The organism is uncultured Bradyrhizobium sp., from assembly GCF_964252615.1.
Taxonomy (GTDB): domain Bacteria; phylum Pseudomonadota; class Alphaproteobacteria; order Rhizobiales; family Xanthobacteraceae; genus Bradyrhizobium.
Map to the genome: position 1 here is coordinate 56,623 of NZ_CAXUNQ010000002.1, position 14,526 is coordinate 71,148.

The 14,526-nt window shown below is 58.3% G+C and carries 16 protein-coding genes; 6 read left to right on the top strand and 10 right to left on the bottom strand.

Translation table 11 applies throughout. From position 1 onward, the window contains the following. The first annotated feature begins 1 nt into the window (after nt 1). Genes ACFE72_RS01540 through ACFE72_RS01550 form a run of 3 tightly spaced genes read left to right on the top strand, consistent with a single transcriptional unit; the run spans nt 2 to nt 1,851 of the window. On the top strand, nt 2-802 hold the full coding sequence (locus ACFE72_RS01540) for an ABC transporter ATP-binding protein (protein ID WP_375411285.1): 801 nt from the start codon (nt 2-4) through the stop codon (nt 800-802). Beyond that, on the top strand, nt 802-1,521 hold the full coding sequence (locus ACFE72_RS01545) for an ABC transporter ATP-binding protein (RefSeq protein WP_375411286.1): 720 nt from the start codon (nt 802-804) through the stop codon (nt 1,519-1,521). Before ACFE72_RS01540 ends, ACFE72_RS01545 begins: the two co-directional genes overlap by 1 nt. A gap of 33 nt (nt 1,522-1,554) precedes the next feature. Then, a complete protein-coding gene (locus ACFE72_RS01550) occupies nt 1,555-1,851 on the top strand; it encodes a DUF6166 domain-containing protein (protein WP_375411287.1) in 297 nt (98 codons plus the stop codon). A 105-nt stretch (nt 1,852-1,956) separates the two neighbouring features. On the opposite strand, the gene ACFE72_RS01555 is transcribed toward ACFE72_RS01550, so the two are convergent. The 3 genes from ACFE72_RS01555 to ACFE72_RS01565 all read right to left on the bottom strand — a co-directional run bounded on the left by ACFE72_RS01555 (nt 1,957) and on the right by ACFE72_RS01565 (nt 4,080). Beyond that, entirely contained in the window at nt 1,957-2,688 is a 732-nt protein-coding gene (locus ACFE72_RS01555) for a GntR family transcriptional regulator (protein ID WP_375411288.1), read from the bottom strand. Nucleotides 2,689-3,393: 705 nt separating this feature from the next. Continuing rightward, nucleotides 3,394-3,690, bottom strand: coding sequence for a hypothetical protein (locus ACFE72_RS01560; RefSeq protein WP_375411289.1), 297 nt, complete (start codon nt 3,688-3,690; stop codon nt 3,394-3,396). Nucleotides 3,691-3,882: 192 nt separating this feature from the next. Then, on the bottom strand, nt 3,883-4,080 hold the full coding sequence (locus tag ACFE72_RS01565) for a hypothetical protein (protein ID WP_375411290.1): 198 nt from the start codon (nt 4,078-4,080) through the stop codon (nt 3,883-3,885). Between the two features lie 160 nt (nt 4,081-4,240). Between ACFE72_RS01565 and ACFE72_RS01570 the strand changes: the two genes are divergently transcribed. Next, nucleotides 4,241-4,552: a hypothetical protein gene (locus tag ACFE72_RS01570; protein ID WP_375411291.1), complete on the top strand. Its 312-nt coding sequence runs from the start codon at nt 4,241-4,243 to the stop codon at nt 4,550-4,552. On the opposite strand, the gene ACFE72_RS01575 is transcribed toward ACFE72_RS01570, so the two are convergent. Further along, nucleotides 4,549-4,686, bottom strand: a complete 138-nt coding sequence (locus ACFE72_RS01575; RefSeq protein ID WP_375411292.1) for a hypothetical protein — start codon at nt 4,684-4,686, stop codon at nt 4,549-4,551. The two genes, ACFE72_RS01570 and ACFE72_RS01575, sit on opposite strands and share 4 nt — an antisense overlap. Before the next feature lie 204 nt (nt 4,687-4,890). Here ACFE72_RS01575 and treZ point away from each other — a divergent pair, with 204 nt between their 5' ends. Both treZ and malQ read left to right on the top strand, forming a co-directional pair. Further along, nucleotides 4,891-6,708, top strand: coding sequence for a malto-oligosyltrehalose trehalohydrolase (treZ, locus tag ACFE72_RS01580; RefSeq protein ID WP_375411293.1), 1,818 nt, complete (start codon nt 4,891-4,893; stop codon nt 6,706-6,708). A 3-nt stretch (nt 6,709-6,711) separates the two neighbouring features. Further along, the gene (gene malQ, locus ACFE72_RS01585; protein WP_375411294.1) at nt 6,712-8,814 is read left to right on the top strand and encodes a 4-alpha-glucanotransferase; all 2,103 of its coding nucleotides are present in this window, start codon (nt 6,712-6,714) and stop codon (nt 8,812-8,814) included. A 277-nt stretch (nt 8,815-9,091) separates the two neighbouring features. On the opposite strand, the gene ACFE72_RS01590 is transcribed toward malQ, so the two are convergent. The 6 genes from ACFE72_RS01590 to ACFE72_RS01615 all read right to left on the bottom strand — a co-directional run bounded on the left by ACFE72_RS01590 (nt 9,092) and on the right by ACFE72_RS01615 (nt 13,847). Continuing rightward, a complete protein-coding gene (locus tag ACFE72_RS01590; RefSeq protein WP_375411295.1) occupies nt 9,092-9,451 on the bottom strand; it encodes a PRC-barrel domain-containing protein in 360 nt (119 codons plus the stop codon). 193 nt (nt 9,452-9,644) lie between these two features. Next, a complete protein-coding gene (locus ACFE72_RS01595; protein ID WP_375411296.1) occupies nt 9,645-11,432 on the bottom strand; it encodes a thiamine pyrophosphate-requiring protein in 1,788 nt (595 codons plus the stop codon). A 147-nt stretch (nt 11,433-11,579) separates the two neighbouring features. Continuing rightward, nucleotides 11,580-12,044 carry a DUF1810 domain-containing protein gene (locus ACFE72_RS01600; RefSeq protein WP_375411297.1) on the bottom strand — a complete coding sequence of 155 codons (465 nt, stop codon included), beginning with the start codon at nt 12,042-12,044 and terminating at the stop codon, nt 11,580-11,582. Further along, nucleotides 12,028-12,501, bottom strand: a complete 474-nt coding sequence (locus ACFE72_RS01605) for an NUDIX domain-containing protein (protein ID WP_375411471.1) — start codon at nt 12,499-12,501, stop codon at nt 12,028-12,030. The genes ACFE72_RS01600 and ACFE72_RS01605 overlap by 17 nt, the downstream gene beginning before the upstream one ends. A gap of 98 nt (nt 12,502-12,599) precedes the next feature. After that, on the bottom strand, nt 12,600-13,184 hold the full coding sequence (gene folE / locus ACFE72_RS01610; RefSeq protein WP_375411298.1) for a GTP cyclohydrolase I FolE: 585 nt from the start codon (nt 13,182-13,184) through the stop codon (nt 12,600-12,602). 36 nt (nt 13,185-13,220) lie between these two features. Further along, nucleotides 13,221-13,847 (bottom strand): YybH family protein, encoded by a 627-nt coding sequence (locus ACFE72_RS01615; protein ID WP_375411299.1) that lies wholly within the window; start codon nt 13,845-13,847, stop codon nt 13,221-13,223. Nucleotides 13,848-14,526 lie beyond the last annotated feature (679 nt).

A 14,526-nucleotide genomic window follows, 5' to 3' on the forward strand; every position in this document is an offset into this window, starting at 1 on the left:
AGTGCAGCCCGCGCGCGCAACCGTTACGGCACCGCTGTTCGAGACCACCAACGTCTCGAAAACCTTCGGCGTGTTCAAGGCGCTTGATAATGTCTCTTTCCACGTCAGCGACGGCGAATTCGTCTCGATTGTCGGTCCCAACGGTGCCGGCAAGACCACGCTGGTCAATGTCGTAACCGGCCTGCTGCGGCCGACGGCTGGCGAGGTCCGCTTCATGGGCCGCAATATCGCCGGCATCGGACCGGTTGAACTGGCACGGCTTGGAATGTCGCGCTCGTTCCAACTGGTCAATATCTTTCCGGCGTTGACGGTACGCGAAACGCTCAGCGTAGCAGTCGCCTCCCGCCTGCGCCGGGTCAGCAATCCATTCCGATCGCTGCGGCGCGATGACGTATTGCAGGCCGATGCCGAACGCGTTGCGGAAGTTCTGGGCTTGCGCGCGCGGCTTGAAACGGTGGCTTCGACACTGTCGCAGGGCGAAAAGAAATTGCTGGATATAGCCAGCGCCTTTGCACTCAATCCGTCGGTGATCCTGCTGGATGAACCGACCAGTGGGGTTTCCACCGGCGACAAACACGCGATCATGGCAGTTCTTGTTTCCGCAGCAAAAGCTGCCGGCGTGCGAGCCGTCGTGCAGGTCGAGCACGACATGGACCTGGTCGAACGCTATTCGCATCGCATCGTCGCATTGCAGGAAGGCGCCGTGCTGGCCGACATGGTGCCCGCAGCGTTCTTCGCCGATCCCGCCATGATCGCCGCGGTGGTGGGAACGCGCCCGCAAATTCACAGAAAGCTGCCCTGATGCTGAGTCTGTCTGACCTCAAAGTCGACATCGATGGCAGCCGCATCCTCAATGGCATCAGCCTGTCGGTGGCGGCGGGCGAACTGGTCTGTCTGGTCGGGCGCAATGGCGCCGGCAAGACCACGACCTTCCGCAGCATCATGGGATATCGCCGCGCGCAGTCCGGCGGTATCGCCTTCGACGGCGCCGACCTGACAAACCTGCCGACCTGGCAGATCGCGCAGCGCGGCATCGGCTTCTCGCCCGAAGAGTCCGAAGTTTATTCCGATCTGACGGTGGCCGAGAATATCGAGCTTTCGACCTGGACCCGGCCTTCTTGCCGCCCGGCCAAGGTTCGTATCGACGAAGCCTATGCGGTCTTTCCAAAACTGCGCCAATATCTCGCGCGCGGCGGCGGGCAGCTTTCCGGTGGTGAACGAAAAATGGTGTCGATCGCACGCGCACTGACGCTCGATCCTAAACTGTTGTTGCTTGACGAGCCCTTTGAGGGCCTGTCGCCGGCGATCATTCCGCTGATCGCAGAAGGCGTGGCTTCGATCCGCGCCATGGGCAAGGGGGTTCTGATCGCGGAATCCAATGTCCATCACATTCCCGATTACGTCGATCGTATCTATGTTCTAGAGCGCGGCGAGGTGATGTTCTCAGGCACGCTGGCGCAGGCGCACCGGGATCGCGACGTCATGCGCGTGATCGCAGGCCAGATCGAAGTCGCCTCGTGACCGGAAAGGCCGGGCTCGATGAGGGAGAGCAGCATGAAACACTATGTGGGAGATCGGACTATCGATGGCGTCAAGGTGACCGTCGATGGCGCGCCACTTGATCCCTGCACCAATATCATGGAGTTCACCAAGAATGGCTTCGAATGGAGCTATGAGGGCCCGGAGCCTCGCCAGCTCGCACTGGCGCTGTTGATCGATCATCTCGGCGATAGGGTCAGGGCGAGGGCGGCGCTTGAACCTTTTATGCAAGCCGTCGTAGCAAATTTCGGCAACGAATGGGAAATGACCTCCGCCGATCTCGACGAGGCGCTGGCCGCGCTGGCCCGGTAGTCGCCTGATGGCGTCCCCGTATCGCGGTTGGTAATCAACGGTGGTTTTGCGGTGGTGAAGCGAGGCGGCAATTCGCAGCGTCATTCCGCTGGATCGACCATCTGCTCAGGTGTCGAGTGTTTTGCGCGCAAAATCCTCGATGTAATCGATCAGCTGGTCCGACCCGGTGGCCGCCGCTTTCACCTTTTTCTGCGCAACCGCGTTGGCGACCGCCGCGTGCAGCTTGGCGGCAAGCGGCAGGTCTGCAACCTCTTGGTAGTGCTGGTACCAAAACCGGCGCGAGAGGCCGTTCATCAAACCCATCGATCGGCGGGCGAATTCGTTGCGGGCGGCGGTGCCAATCAGGATGTTGAAACGCTGGTCTAGCCGCATAAAGGCGATATCGTCGGCTTTGGCTGCGGCTGCGAGCATGGCTTTCGCCACCTCGGCGAATTCGCGACGTTCATCGGAGGTGGCGCGCTCGGCCGCCAGCCTTGCCATCAGCCGTTCCAGTTCGCGTCGCACCTCAAGTAACCGCAACTGCAGCCTTACATTGATCTCAGAAACCATGATGCCCCGCCTTGGCATGATCACGACCAGCCCGTCTCTTGCAAGCCGCTGCAAGGCTTCCCGGATCGGGGTCCGCCCGATCCTCAGGCGAACTGCAAGCGCCTGTTCCGACAATATTGTTCCCGGCGCTAGTTGCAGGGTGACAATCATCTCTTCGAGCTCTCGATATGCGCGATCTGTCAGCGTGCCGTCCTGTGCCTCGATTGGCCGAGCCCGGCGTTTTATTGGCGTTTTCGATTTCAAATCGTTTCCTCGCAAAGCGCGGCGTGCTGCCTGTGAATACGCCATCTCAAAATGTATATTGGCCATATATCATGGCGCGAAGCCATGGGAAGCAGCTGCTATTCGGATTACCGGAGCTGCGCCAAACGCTGGTGGATACGATTCGACCGGGAAGCGGACGGCGTCCGGTTGCCGCTGTCGGTGCAGACCGGACATCCCTTTTCTTGAGAGGGTCCCTTATTGGCGGCTTGCAGCGCGATGGTGTTCGCGCTGCTCTCAAACTATCGCTCGCAGGTTTGGTGATTGGCAATCAGATCAGGACGCAAACGGTTTCCGACGCAAAGACGGATTCGATGTGCGAGCGCGTTTCGAGGTGGCGACGCCGGTGTAGAACTGCCGGCGCTACACGAACGCAGCTTCAATCGCGCGCCTTGGCGACAGGTTTGTGTGTATGCAAATCAAGGGATGCTGCATGACTCGCGTTATTCGCCAAAGCTGGACTCGTGCGCGTCCGGTCGCGCTCACGCCCAAAGCTCGCCGTTCAGAACAAAGCTTAGCAATTAGGCCGATTTTTTATGGATGTCAGGGCGGTCTCGTTGGCGCGGCTGGCGAAAGAGACCAACGCTCACCGAAGGCAGGGAGCGCTCAAAGGCGCGAAATTGCCACAGCGACTCGTTGTGATTTGAATGTCTACGACAGTTTGTTAGACCAGAACGCTTCAACTGTTTGGAAAATGATGCCGCCGTCCCCGGCGGCATCGTTTTTTGGCGGTTAGCGGCCGCCCTGCTGTTTGCCGGCGTTGTTGTTCGTTCCCGGCCCTACATTGCCTTGGCTGGAAGGTGCACTGGAACCGCTGCCAGCGCCGGTGGTCGTGGTGCCGTCATTGCGCATCATCGTGCCAGTGCCAGCATTGGTGCCACCCATGCCCGCGCTGCCGGAGCCGTTCGTTGTCATGGAATTGCTGGTAGGACCGTTATCGGAACCGGCCTTGCCTTGGCTCGACTGAGCGAATGCTCCGGCGCTCGACATAGCCAGGATACAGGCTGACGTCAGAATTAATTTCTTCATAGTGAACTCCTCGGGGTTGCTGTGACGCTTCCAACCCCCTTCCTTGATAAGCGTTCCAGGCTGAGCCGCCAAATAACCGAGATGGCAGCATATTGCGCGCTTGCTTCACGGCCGTTTTTTCATGACGCCTGATAATGCCCGTAGGCCTGGCCTTCTAAGCGCAATCCGACTGCCTTGCCTGGCGCCACCCGGCTAGTCTGCAGGCCGAGCCGGATGCATCGTGCGCGGGTGCCTCTCGTGCAACAGCTTTGCAAGTTTCGTCCGTTGCAGATCATCCTTGCCGCGCATGGCATGCTCGAACAGCGCCTCCTGAAGTTCGCGGGGTATATCTCCCCACACGGTGAGTGCGGCATTGCCCAGCATCAGTGCGAAATCATCCTGGCTTGACATCTTACTTCCTCATGAAGCCTGACGGCCCGTCACCATGTCGGAAGCCGTAGCGCGGGCTATTAGCGGTCTAACATAAAATCACCGTACACGACAATTTTCGCCATGCCGGAACCATCTGTGGCCCGCCGGAATTGATTAGTGTCTACCCAAAGAGGATCCCATGACCTTCATTCCGACCGTATCCAGTAAGCCGATATCCGAGGGCATGTCCCGGCCGGCTGTCGGTCTGATCTTGGTTGCCCTGGTATTGTTTCCCGTTGACTTAGCTGCACAGGGGCAGCCGGTACAGAACGGATCCATGCTGCCGGTCGCCATTTGGGGACTCGGCGCTATTGTTCTTGGCTTCGTGATGGCGTACGCGATCTTACGAAACAGGAACAGAACCCGTGCCGAAAAGCAGCAGACTGAACAAGCTACAAAGAATCTCTACGCCGAAGAAGAGCGTGACAGAGTTAGATCAGGCTCGGGCTAGACAGGGCGATTGCTGACGCCTTTTACCGGCACCGCGAGCAGTGCAAACCGATCGAGCTGGCCGCTGCGGAATTTGATCATTCGCTTCCATGAAATGTTGAGGCGTACCGCATCCTGTACGAGAGTCATATCCAACCGAGATCTGCAAATACCGCCAGTAATCGGCCATATGTCGACGGGGCTCTATTAATGGTACGCCTGAATCTCATCGTTATACCGCAACGTATCGATGCTTGCCCGTACCGAACGTGCTCGCAGCTACGATAGCATTTGAACTTTTTAAGGAACGCGACCTGGTTCAGATGGTTTATGACGCGACAAACGCCGGAAAGTAAAGTCATGGTGCCGGATCACCGCCGCTTGACAAAGTTTGGCGCGCAAATCGCAGAGCAAGGGGTCCGCTTCCGGCTGTGGGCGCCAAATCAGCAGAAGGTCTCAATTGCTGTTGACGGAGGCGCCCCCTGCTTGATGTGTCCCGTGGGACATGGATGGTATGAGTATCACAGCGCCGGGGCCAAGGTCGGTGCACTTTACAAATTTATCTTAGGCGACGGTCTGGCGGTGCCAGATCCGGCGTCGCGTTTTCAACCCAGCGATGTTCATGGGCCAAGCGAAGTCATTGATCCCAACACATACGTTTGGAAGGACATTGGCTGGCAGGGGAGGCCTTGGGAGCAGTGTATTCTCTATGAACTTCATGTCGGCACGTTCACGCCGGAAGGAACGTTTTCGGCAGCCATTGGGCGGCTCGACTGGCTGGTCGACATCGGAATCACCGCCGTCGAACTCATGCCTGTGGCGGATTTTCCCGGCGGTCGGAACTGGGGATATGACGGCGTCCTGTTATTCGCACCGGACTCCGCTTACGGACGACCGGATGATTTCAAGGCCTTTGTGGATGCGGCGCACGCCAGGGGCATCATGGTGTTTTTGGACGTGGTCTATAATCACTTCGGACCCGACGGCAATTACCTGCCTGTCTACTCGCCCATCTTTACTGACAGACATAAAACCCCCTGGGGTGCTGCCGTAAATTACGACGCAGAGGGCTCCGAGCTAATTCGGCAGCTCGTCATCGAGAATGCTTGTTACTGGATCGAAGAATTCCATTTGGACGGCTTGCGGCTTGATGCCGTGCACGCCATCAAGGACGACAGTAATCAGCATGTGCTGGAAGTGATCGCGGACAGCGTCAAAGCTGCCGCCTTGAACCGTCCCGTACATCTATTGCTTGAGAACGAGGAGAATCAGGCATCGCTTATTGCCAGGACGGCGGACGGCGCGCCAGTATATTACACGGCGCAATGGAATGACGACGTCCATCATGTCCTTCATGCTGCCGCAACCGGAGAAACGGCGGGCTATTACGTCGATTACGCCGGCGATACCGAGAAGCTTGGCCGCGCACTTGCCGAAGGGTTCGCATTCCAGGGCGATATGATGGGATACCGGGGCCGCCCGCGGGGAGAAGCAAGCGGCCATCTACCTCCCACGGCTTTCGTGGCGTTTATTCAGAACCACGATCAAGTGGGTAATCGCGCCTTCGGCGACAGGCTCACCTCGTTTGCAACCGTGGATGCGGTTCGTGCAGTCGCGGCCGTGTATCTTCTGCTTCCGCAAATCCCCATGATATTCATGGGAGAGGAATTCGGGGCGTCAAATCCGTTTCCGTTCTTCTGCGACTTCGAACCGGAATTGGCAAAAGCAGTTCGGGAAGGCCGCCGCGAAGAATTCGCAAGATTCCCGGAATTTAAAGATCCGCACAAGCGCGAATTGATACCGGATCCCACTTCCAGGTCGACGTTTGAGTCCGCAAAACTTGATTGGTCACAGGTAGCCCTTGACGGCCATGCCGACTGGGCTCGTTTTTACAAACAGCTTATTGCGATACGGCACCGGGAAATCATACCAAGATTAAAAGGCATGGAAGGAAAAACCGGGAGTTATCAGGTTTTAGGCAGAAACGCGGTGTCCATCCGCTGGATCCTGGGCGATGGATCCCCGCTACACCTCATTGCAAACCTGTCCGATGATGCGCTGCCGCTCATGTTTGAAGGCCGCGGTCGCGCGATTTGGCCCGGAAACGCCATCGGCTCGTCAATACCGCCCTGGAGCGTATTTTGGGCGATCGAGGATATGGACGGCGTACAGGTATGATGCATGGCGAGTGACGAGCTAAAGAATCTTGCCGCCGAATACGGCGTTGCGTCTGAATACCAGAATGCGCGCGGCGAAACGGTTGCAACGGATGCTATGGTGGTTTCGCGGCTTCTTGAAAGCATGGGAATTTCCCGCAACGAAGACAAGAATAAGGATTCCACGGAGGTATGCAGCATTTTGCCGCCGGCGATGGTGGTTCGAAGTGAAAATGGGCGAATCGCCATCCGCCTAAACATGGCTGCTGAAATAGCTGAGCTCGACTGGGAGATTACACTTGAAAACGGAGAACCCCGGAGTGGGCGGTCTGCCGGGAAAACGGTGCCATCTGATCGATCTGTTTTGCAGCTCGTCTTAACGGACATTCCGTGGGGCTATCATGAATTGCACCTCAAAGCCCTCGATGCCCGTACGCTTTTGATCGTAACCCCCGAACAGTGTTGGCTACCAGATTACTTTGGCCAGAATGGGCGTTCCTGGGGGATATCGCTTCAGCTTTACTCAGTACGGTCGGCGCGTAATTGGGGGATCGGAGATTTCACCGACCTTGCGAGGTTCGTGGCCCTCGCGGCGAGCCATGGCTGCGACGTAATCGGTCTCAATCCGCTCCATCAGATGTTTCCGGCCAATCCGGAGCACGCAAGTCCATACTCACCGGCAAGCCGGCTTTTCCTGAACATTCTGTACATCGATGTCGAGGCAATTGCCGAATTTGCGGCGTGCGACCCGGCACGGGCATGCGTTGGCTCAGACGAGTTCCGGACTGAGCTGGAACGCTGCCGGTCGGCTTCCTATGTCGATTATGCAAGCGTCGCGCGGCTCAAACTGAACGTGTTAAAACTAGTGTACGCGAACTTCGCATCTCATGGCAGCCCCGATCGCCAATCGCTGTTCAAAGAATTTTTGCAGAAGGCTGGCCCCGAACTTGAGAATTCGTCGCTATTTCAAGCGCTGCAAGGCCGCTTTGCTCGTGACAATCCGGCTCATGTCGACTGGAAGCTATGGCCGCAGTATTACCGTTCGCCTCATACAATGGAGGCTCGGCAGTTCGCAAAAGATCACTCCGGCGATATTTCTTTCTACAACTGGCTGCAGTGGATCGCGGATCAACAATTGGCCGCTGTGAAGAAGGCGGCGGCAGGTTGCGGCATGCGGATCGGCCTCTATTGCGACCTGGCCGTCGGTTGCGACCGAACGGGTTCCGAAACGTGGTCAAGGCCCTGCGATTTCCTGGCGGCCACCGAGGTGGGCGCACCGCCTGACATTCTCAACCCTGCAGGTCAGAACTGGGGTCTGCCGCCTCTAAATCCCGCGTCACTGCGCAAAAGCGGCTATAGCCCCTTCATCAACCTGGTCCGCGCCAACGTGCGCCATGCGGGAGCGTTGCGCATAGACCATGTCATGGGGCTTCGACGGCTCTACTGCATCCCGGAAGGGCTGCTCCCTTCCCAAGGAGCCTATGTCCAGTATCCGCTTGATGATCTAATAGGCATACTGGCTCTCGAAAGTCACCGAAATCGCTGCCTGATCGTAGGCGAAGACCTGGGGACCGTGCCGGCCGGATTTCGCGAACGCATGTTGGAAGCTCGAATATTGTCGTATCGCGTACTATTCTTCGAGCAAGATCAAGATACCAACGATTTTCTGCCGCCTGATCGATATCCCCGGCTTTCCGTTGCGGTCGGTGGCAGCCACGACCTGCCAACTCTGGGGAGCTGGCTGGACGGAAGGGATATTGAACTCAAGCACAGCCTCGAACTTTATCCGTCGGATCCGGAGGCGAAATCTCAAGCGGCTTTGCGTAATCGCGAAAAAGCGGCAGTCCTCAAAGCTCTGCAGTTGAGCGATGCATCTGTTTCAAAAGAACAGTTTACTGAAGCGATCCACCTGTTCTTAGCAAGAACCAGTTCCGTTTTAGCAATAGCACAGCTCGATGACATGCTGGGCGAGCGGGATCCAGTCAATGTGCCGGGGACCTCGACCCAGCATCCGAACTGGCGACGAAAATATTCGGAGGCCTTGGAGGCCTTTAGCGCCGACCATGCGGCTTGGCGGTTTGTCGCAACGCTAAAGTCGGTACGCAAGGGCGTTGATAAGGCATTCTAAAGACGATCCCCACCTAAGCCGGCGGTTAACTAAACGCCATTAATGGGTACTGCTATCGTGCCAACGTTCTAAATCTGGTTTCGGTCGATCTGGAGCCACTTGGTCCTTTTCGGTAGCTCCCTTCCAAGGCTCGTCGGTCTGTTTGGTATTCTTCCAGTCCGTCTGTTGGCGGGGATCGTCTTTTGGCGTCTCTCTGCTCATAATCGTTTCCTCTATGGCTTCATCGCCCAACATTATTGATCTCGCGTGGCCCGGAAACGGCCGGCGCCGTCTTGGCTCAGACCACGACACCGTAGTAATCATTGACGGATCGCGTGCGCGAGGTGTCCGACCAATTCCAGCTATTGTCGTTGCCGTATTTCGGAGCTCCTTCGAGCTGCTGCTGCGTAATTCCGGTACGATAGCCGCCCAATGCGGTGTCGTATTTCAGCGACTGCCATGGTAGGGGATAGTGCTCGTCGCCGATCCCCAGAAATCCGCCGAAGCTCAGGACCGCGTAGGATACCCTGCCGCTGATCTTGTCGATCATGACGCGCTCGATGGACCCGATCTTCTGATCGTCCGCACCATAAACGGCGGTTCCCTCGACCTTGTCGCTGCCGATCAGATTTCCAGTCTCGCGTGATTCTGTAACCATGTGTCTTCTCCAGAGTTCGAGTGACAAAGAACGGCGGTATTAAGCGTTTGTTCCGAGCTCGATCCTCCGCGCCGTTTTGCTGCCGATCCGCTGGACACTACGGATTTTGCCCACGGCGCCTCAAGCCATGTGGAACCTACGGTTAGGGTGGGACGACAGCAGCGTATTGACAGCGCGCTTCCCCATGCCCCGGTCAGTCCTTGGCTGGCAATATGGCCTCAAGGACCTGCCGTGCGGCGCCGCGGATCACGCCGGCTTCGTTCGGGTCGCCCTTGGCCAATGCAAGCGAAAAATTCCTCGCCTGCTGCAGGGTGATGTGCGGCGGCAGCGGCGGCACCTCGGGATCGGTCTTGACCTCCAGCACCACGGGAGTGGCGCTGGCCAGGGCTGCATCCCAGGCGGATCCGAGTTGCTCCGGATTGTCGACGTAGATGCCGCGCAGTCCGATCATCTCGGCAAAGCGGTGATAGGGGACGTTCGGAATGCGTTGCGATGCGTCGAACTTCGGATCGCCCTGGATGATTCGCTGTTCCCACGTCACCTGATTGAGGTCTTCGTTGTTGAAAACGCATAAGATCCAGCGCTGGTCCTGCCAACTGCGCCAGTATTTGGCGACGGTGATCAGTTCGGCCATATTATTCATTTGCATTGCACCGTCGCCGACCAGCGCGACCACCGGACGATCCGGATGCGCGTATTTGGCGGCGATGGCGTAGGGCACCGCGGCGCCCATTGACGCCAGCCCGCCTGACAGCGAAGCCATCATGCCGCGGCGCATCTTCAGGTCGCGCGCGAACCAGTTGGCGCAGGACCCGGAGTCGCTGGTGACGATCGCACGCTGCGGCAGCCGCGGCGACAATTCCCAAGCCACACGTTGCGGATTGACCGGCTTGGCCGGCTGTCGCGCCCGGCCCTCGATCGTTTTCCACCAGTCCCGTACGCTGCCTTCGATCGTCTTCCGCCACTCTTCTGCGGGCTTTTGGTGAAGTCGGGGCAGCAGCGCCCGCAACGTCTCAGCGGCGTCGCCGACGAGGCCGACTTCCATCGGGAAGCGGATCGATAGCAGGCCGGGATCGATATCGATCTGGACTCCGCGAGCCTTTCCCTCTTCCGGCAGGAACTCGGCATAGGGAAATGCGGAGCCCACCATCAGCAGAGTGTCGCATTCCATCATCAGCTTGTAGCTGGGCTCCGTTCCCAATAACCCGATCGAACCGGTAACCCAGCCAAAGTCATCCGGAACAACGGCCTTGCCGAGCAGCGCCTTGGCGCAACCGGCGGACAGCCGGTCTGCCACCGCGATCACTTCGTCGGTTGCGCCCAGCGCACCGGCACCGACCAGTATCGCCACTTTTCTTCCGGCATTGAGTACGTCCGCGGCGCGATCAAGGTCGGCATCGTAAGGCACGATTTTCGGAGCTGTGTAGCCCATCCCGGACCGCAGCGTGCCGTGCGCCCGTGGCGGATCCTCGTAAGCTTCGTCCTGCAGATCATTCGGCAAGATGAGCGCGGTCACCGTCCGGCGCGCCAGCGCGATGCGCGCGGCGCGGTCGATCAGATGCCGGACCTGAGCGGGTGAAGAAGCCTGCTGGACATAGGCGCCCGCCACGTCCTTGAACATCGACACCAGATCCAATTCCTGCTGATACTGGCCGCCGAGCGCGGTGCGGGCCTGCTGACCGACAATGGCGAGGACAGGCTGATGATCCATCAGCGCGTCGTACAGGCCGGTGATCAGATGAGACGCGCCGGGGCCCGACGTTGCGATGCAGACGCCGAGATTCCCGGAGAATTTCGCGTAGGCCGATGCCATGAAGGCCGCCATTTCCTCGTGACGTGCCTGGATGAACTGGATTTTGCCGTCTGCACGGTTGAGCGCGCCAAACACACCATTGATGCCGTCACCGGGATAACCAAAAATATGCCTGACGCCCCATTGATGGAGGCGCTGAACGAGGAAGTCGCCGACGGTTTGAGACATTCGGGCCGCTCACCACATTGGGCCAGACAGAAGAGGTGGAAAGAACCGCCGGCCGCCTTGGTGGTTCCAACTAACTGGTTTTCTCGGTGCCGCCAATCCCGCGAAGGCTTGGGCTGCAAACAGCCGGCCTGATGGCGAGACGCGCGATCAACGCTCCGTCGCCGATGGCTTCGATCCCTCGAATTCCGAGCGACGATTCAGGATGGCGATTGTGACAGGGTCGTGTGCTCCTGCGCAGAACTTTTCGAGCGCAGTCCGGAAGATGCCATCGCCGGACACCGTCTCGAACAGCGTCATCGATGAATGGAATTTGAGGTGGTCCGGACTCCCGAGAATTTCGCGGAGCGAGCGTTGCTGAATTTCACAAAGCGTTTGCGTGCATTCTCGCAACCTCGGACCGAGGATCGGGTGCGCTAGATAGGAGCGGACCTCGTCGCGCGAAGCGATTGCGTAGCGGCGAGCCATCGCGCTGTGTCCCAGCCCCGCGATCTGAGGAAATACGAACCACATCCAGTGGCTGCGTTTGCGCCCGCTTCCGAGTTCGGAAACCACCTGGGCGTATACAGGCGCCTGGGCATCGACAAACCGCTGAAGGTCAAAGGGATCTTTCATCAGGATGCAGGGCCTCCAGCCGATCAAGCAAAGGCCGTTGCCCGTCGAGGATTTTCTTGCGGGCGACCGGCAGTGTAAACCATTCAGCGCGGTCGATCTCCGGAAATGTCTGAGTCCGCCCGCTTTTAGGCGGCCATATCATTTCAAAGGAGTTGCTCCTGATGAGGCCGGCGTCGAGGTCGCCTTTCATGGCGAAGGCGTAAACGCGCTTGCCGCCGCGCTGTCGTATTTCGCCCAGTGGTTGAAGCGGTCCCGCAGCAGCGCTGCCGAGCTCTTCCATGAATTCCCGCTGCGCGACCGCCCGAGGATCTTCGCCCGGATCAATTTCGCCTTTCGGTATCGACCACGCGCCGTCCTCTTTGTTGCGCCAGAATGGACCGCCGGGATGCACGAGCAGTACTTCCAGCGACTGCATGGTGCCTCGATACATCAGGATTCCGGCGCTCGATGTGGCCACTGTTACAGCTCGACCCGTCGGTCCGTGAAATCGCAGGCGTGGTCGATCGGAAGGCGAGCGCGATACAATCGTTCCCGGTATGACGCCGACCATTGCATTTAAATGTCGAGGCCTGTCATGAATTCATTGCGCGTCGAGGCGTTGTCGCGAAAGACACCCAGCATGCGGCTGGTGACCAGGGTTACGCCGTGCTTGTGGACGCCGCGCGTCGTCATGCAGCCATGCGTGGCCTTGATGACGACGGCCACGCCTTGCGGCTGCAACACCTTCTCGATTATGTCGGCAATTTGAGTGGTCAAACGCTCCTGGATCTGAAGGCGTTTGGCATAGGCGTCGACGACGCGAGCCAGCTTCGATATTCCTACGACGCGGCCATTTGGAAGATATCCCACATGAGCAAAGCCGATGATGGGCGCAAGATGATGCTCGCAAAATGACTCGAAAGGGATGTCGCGCAGCGTCACGATTTCATCATAACCACCGGTTTCATCGAACGTCCGCCGAAGCAGTTCTTCGGGGTCTTCCGCATACCCTTTGAACCATTCCTTGTAGGCTCGGGCGACCCTCGCCGGGGTATCCTTCAAACCTTGGCGGTCCGGATCATCTCCTGCCCAGGACAACAGGGTTCGGACAGCATCTTCCGCCTGTTTTACGGAAGGTTTGAGCTTGTGAATCTTGGCCATCGGGAATTCGCTCGAGCCGGAGTTATGCAACACCGTCTACGTTAGCACGCCCGCGGGCCGGGCCGATAGACGGGGGACGTCCCCGACGAGCCCGACCTGAGGTATGTTTATGGCGACTTGCGGGAAATGCCGCGAGACAGCGATTGCCGCAGTCAGCGCAGTTGCAAGAGACAATCGAAGGGAACCGCGCAACAGCGTTGCTGCACGTGACCGCAGCCGCGGGACGCACCGAAGCTTGTTGCTGCTATTGTCGATCTTTCTCCGGCGCGTTCCAGTCCAGCAATCGTAAAATACCTTCCAGGCGCCGTGTTCGCGTTTCCATTCCACCAGATATTTTGCGGTTTTCCCGACGTCGTCAGGCTTGGCACCCGGCGCGAAATGCACGAGGCCGAAGTCGGAAGCCATATCGCGTCCGCTGCTGACCTCGATATGCGTGGGCTCGAAATCCAGATACATGTCAGGCACGTCGAGGTACATTTTGTTCCACGCGGCGCGAATGGCTGCGTGCCCTTTGGCGGGCGGATAATCCGGCCAGACCAGTGAGCCATCCGACGCATAGAATTTCATGACCTGATCAAGTTTCTTTGTGGTGGCGGCCTTGGTCCATTCCGCATCGGGCGCCCTGATCTCGGTTTCATCCGGATCTTGTTTCTTCTGCGACATTGTAGTGTTCCCTGGTTGGATTAGGCGGTGTGAACGGTTCGGAGGTCCTCAGACTGGGTACCGCGAAGCTCGGCCAGGAGCCGGGCGCTTTCCCTTAAATATCTCGTGTCGTGGCCTTCGGTAAACCAATCATAAACGGGTGCCAGCACCGCAAGGGCTCCCGCCCTATCGCCATGGCTGGTCAACAGCCCTGCGAGCGTGGTCGCAGCACGAAGCTCCCACGATCTTGCACCGGTGCGCGACAATCCGACTTGTTCAAGCGCTTACTTTCGCGCTGGGGACGGGCTCGGACGTTCGAAACATCAAAGGAAGCGGCGGGTTCACAATCCCGCTTCCATTCATTCCCGTGACGTTCGGCACCACCGTAAGAGGAGGCAAGAAACAATCACGGACATTCGGATACCACGGCGTCAGGAACATCAACATCGCCAATCGCCCAAATTGCGACAAGTCATTTGTGATTTCCCTGGGATTCGCCGATTGCATTTTGCAAAGCGGTTATATCAATGGCGACTCCTTAGATTGCTCGACCGAGGTCACTGCGACAGCAGCGGCCGATACGAATTTTAAAGTGAATTCTGGGTAATAGACGCAGGTCCCGCGGGAAGCTACAGCGTAATGAGAACGATGAAAGTTGCGATAAGCGCACCGGCCCCAAGTGAGGGATCAATCAACGTAG

What these genes read in the sequence shown, in the direction of transcription:
- ACFE72_RS01545 (WP_375411286.1), top strand. Translation starts at nt 802, where the DNA reads ATGCTGAGTCTGTCTGACCTCAAAGTCGACATCGATGGCAGCCGCATC.
- ACFE72_RS01550 (WP_375411287.1), top strand. Translation starts at nt 1,555, where the DNA reads ATGAAACACTATGTGGGAGATCGGACTATCGATGGCGTCAAGGTGACC.
- ACFE72_RS01555 (WP_375411288.1), bottom strand. Translation starts at nt 2,688, where the DNA reads ATGGCGTATTCACAGGCAGCACGCCGCGCTTTGCGAGGAAACGATTTG.
- ACFE72_RS01560 (WP_375411289.1), bottom strand. Translation starts at nt 3,690, where the DNA reads ATGAAGAAATTAATTCTGACGTCAGCCTGTATCCTGGCTATGTCGAGC.
- ACFE72_RS01565 (WP_375411290.1), bottom strand. Translation starts at nt 4,080, where the DNA reads ATGTCAAGCCAGGATGATTTCGCACTGATGCTGGGCAATGCCGCACTC.
- ACFE72_RS01570 (WP_375411291.1), top strand. Translation starts at nt 4,241, where the DNA reads ATGACCTTCATTCCGACCGTATCCAGTAAGCCGATATCCGAGGGCATG.
- treZ (WP_375411293.1), top strand. Translation starts at nt 4,891, where the DNA reads ATGGTGCCGGATCACCGCCGCTTGACAAAGTTTGGCGCGCAAATCGCA.
- malQ (WP_375411294.1), top strand. Translation starts at nt 6,712, where the DNA reads ATGGCGAGTGACGAGCTAAAGAATCTTGCCGCCGAATACGGCGTTGCG.
- ACFE72_RS01590 (WP_375411295.1), bottom strand. Translation starts at nt 9,451, where the DNA reads ATGGTTACAGAATCACGCGAGACTGGAAATCTGATCGGCAGCGACAAG.
- ACFE72_RS01595 (WP_375411296.1), bottom strand. Translation starts at nt 11,432, where the DNA reads ATGTCTCAAACCGTCGGCGACTTCCTCGTTCAGCGCCTCCATCAATGG.
- ACFE72_RS01600 (WP_375411297.1), bottom strand. Translation starts at nt 12,044, where the DNA reads ATGAAAGATCCCTTTGACCTTCAGCGGTTTGTCGATGCCCAGGCGCCT.
- folE (WP_375411298.1), bottom strand. Translation starts at nt 13,184, where the DNA reads ATGGCCAAGATTCACAAGCTCAAACCTTCCGTAAAACAGGCGGAAGAT.
- ACFE72_RS01615 (WP_375411299.1), bottom strand. Translation starts at nt 13,847, where the DNA reads ATGTCGCAGAAGAAACAAGATCCGGATGAAACCGAGATCAGGGCGCCC.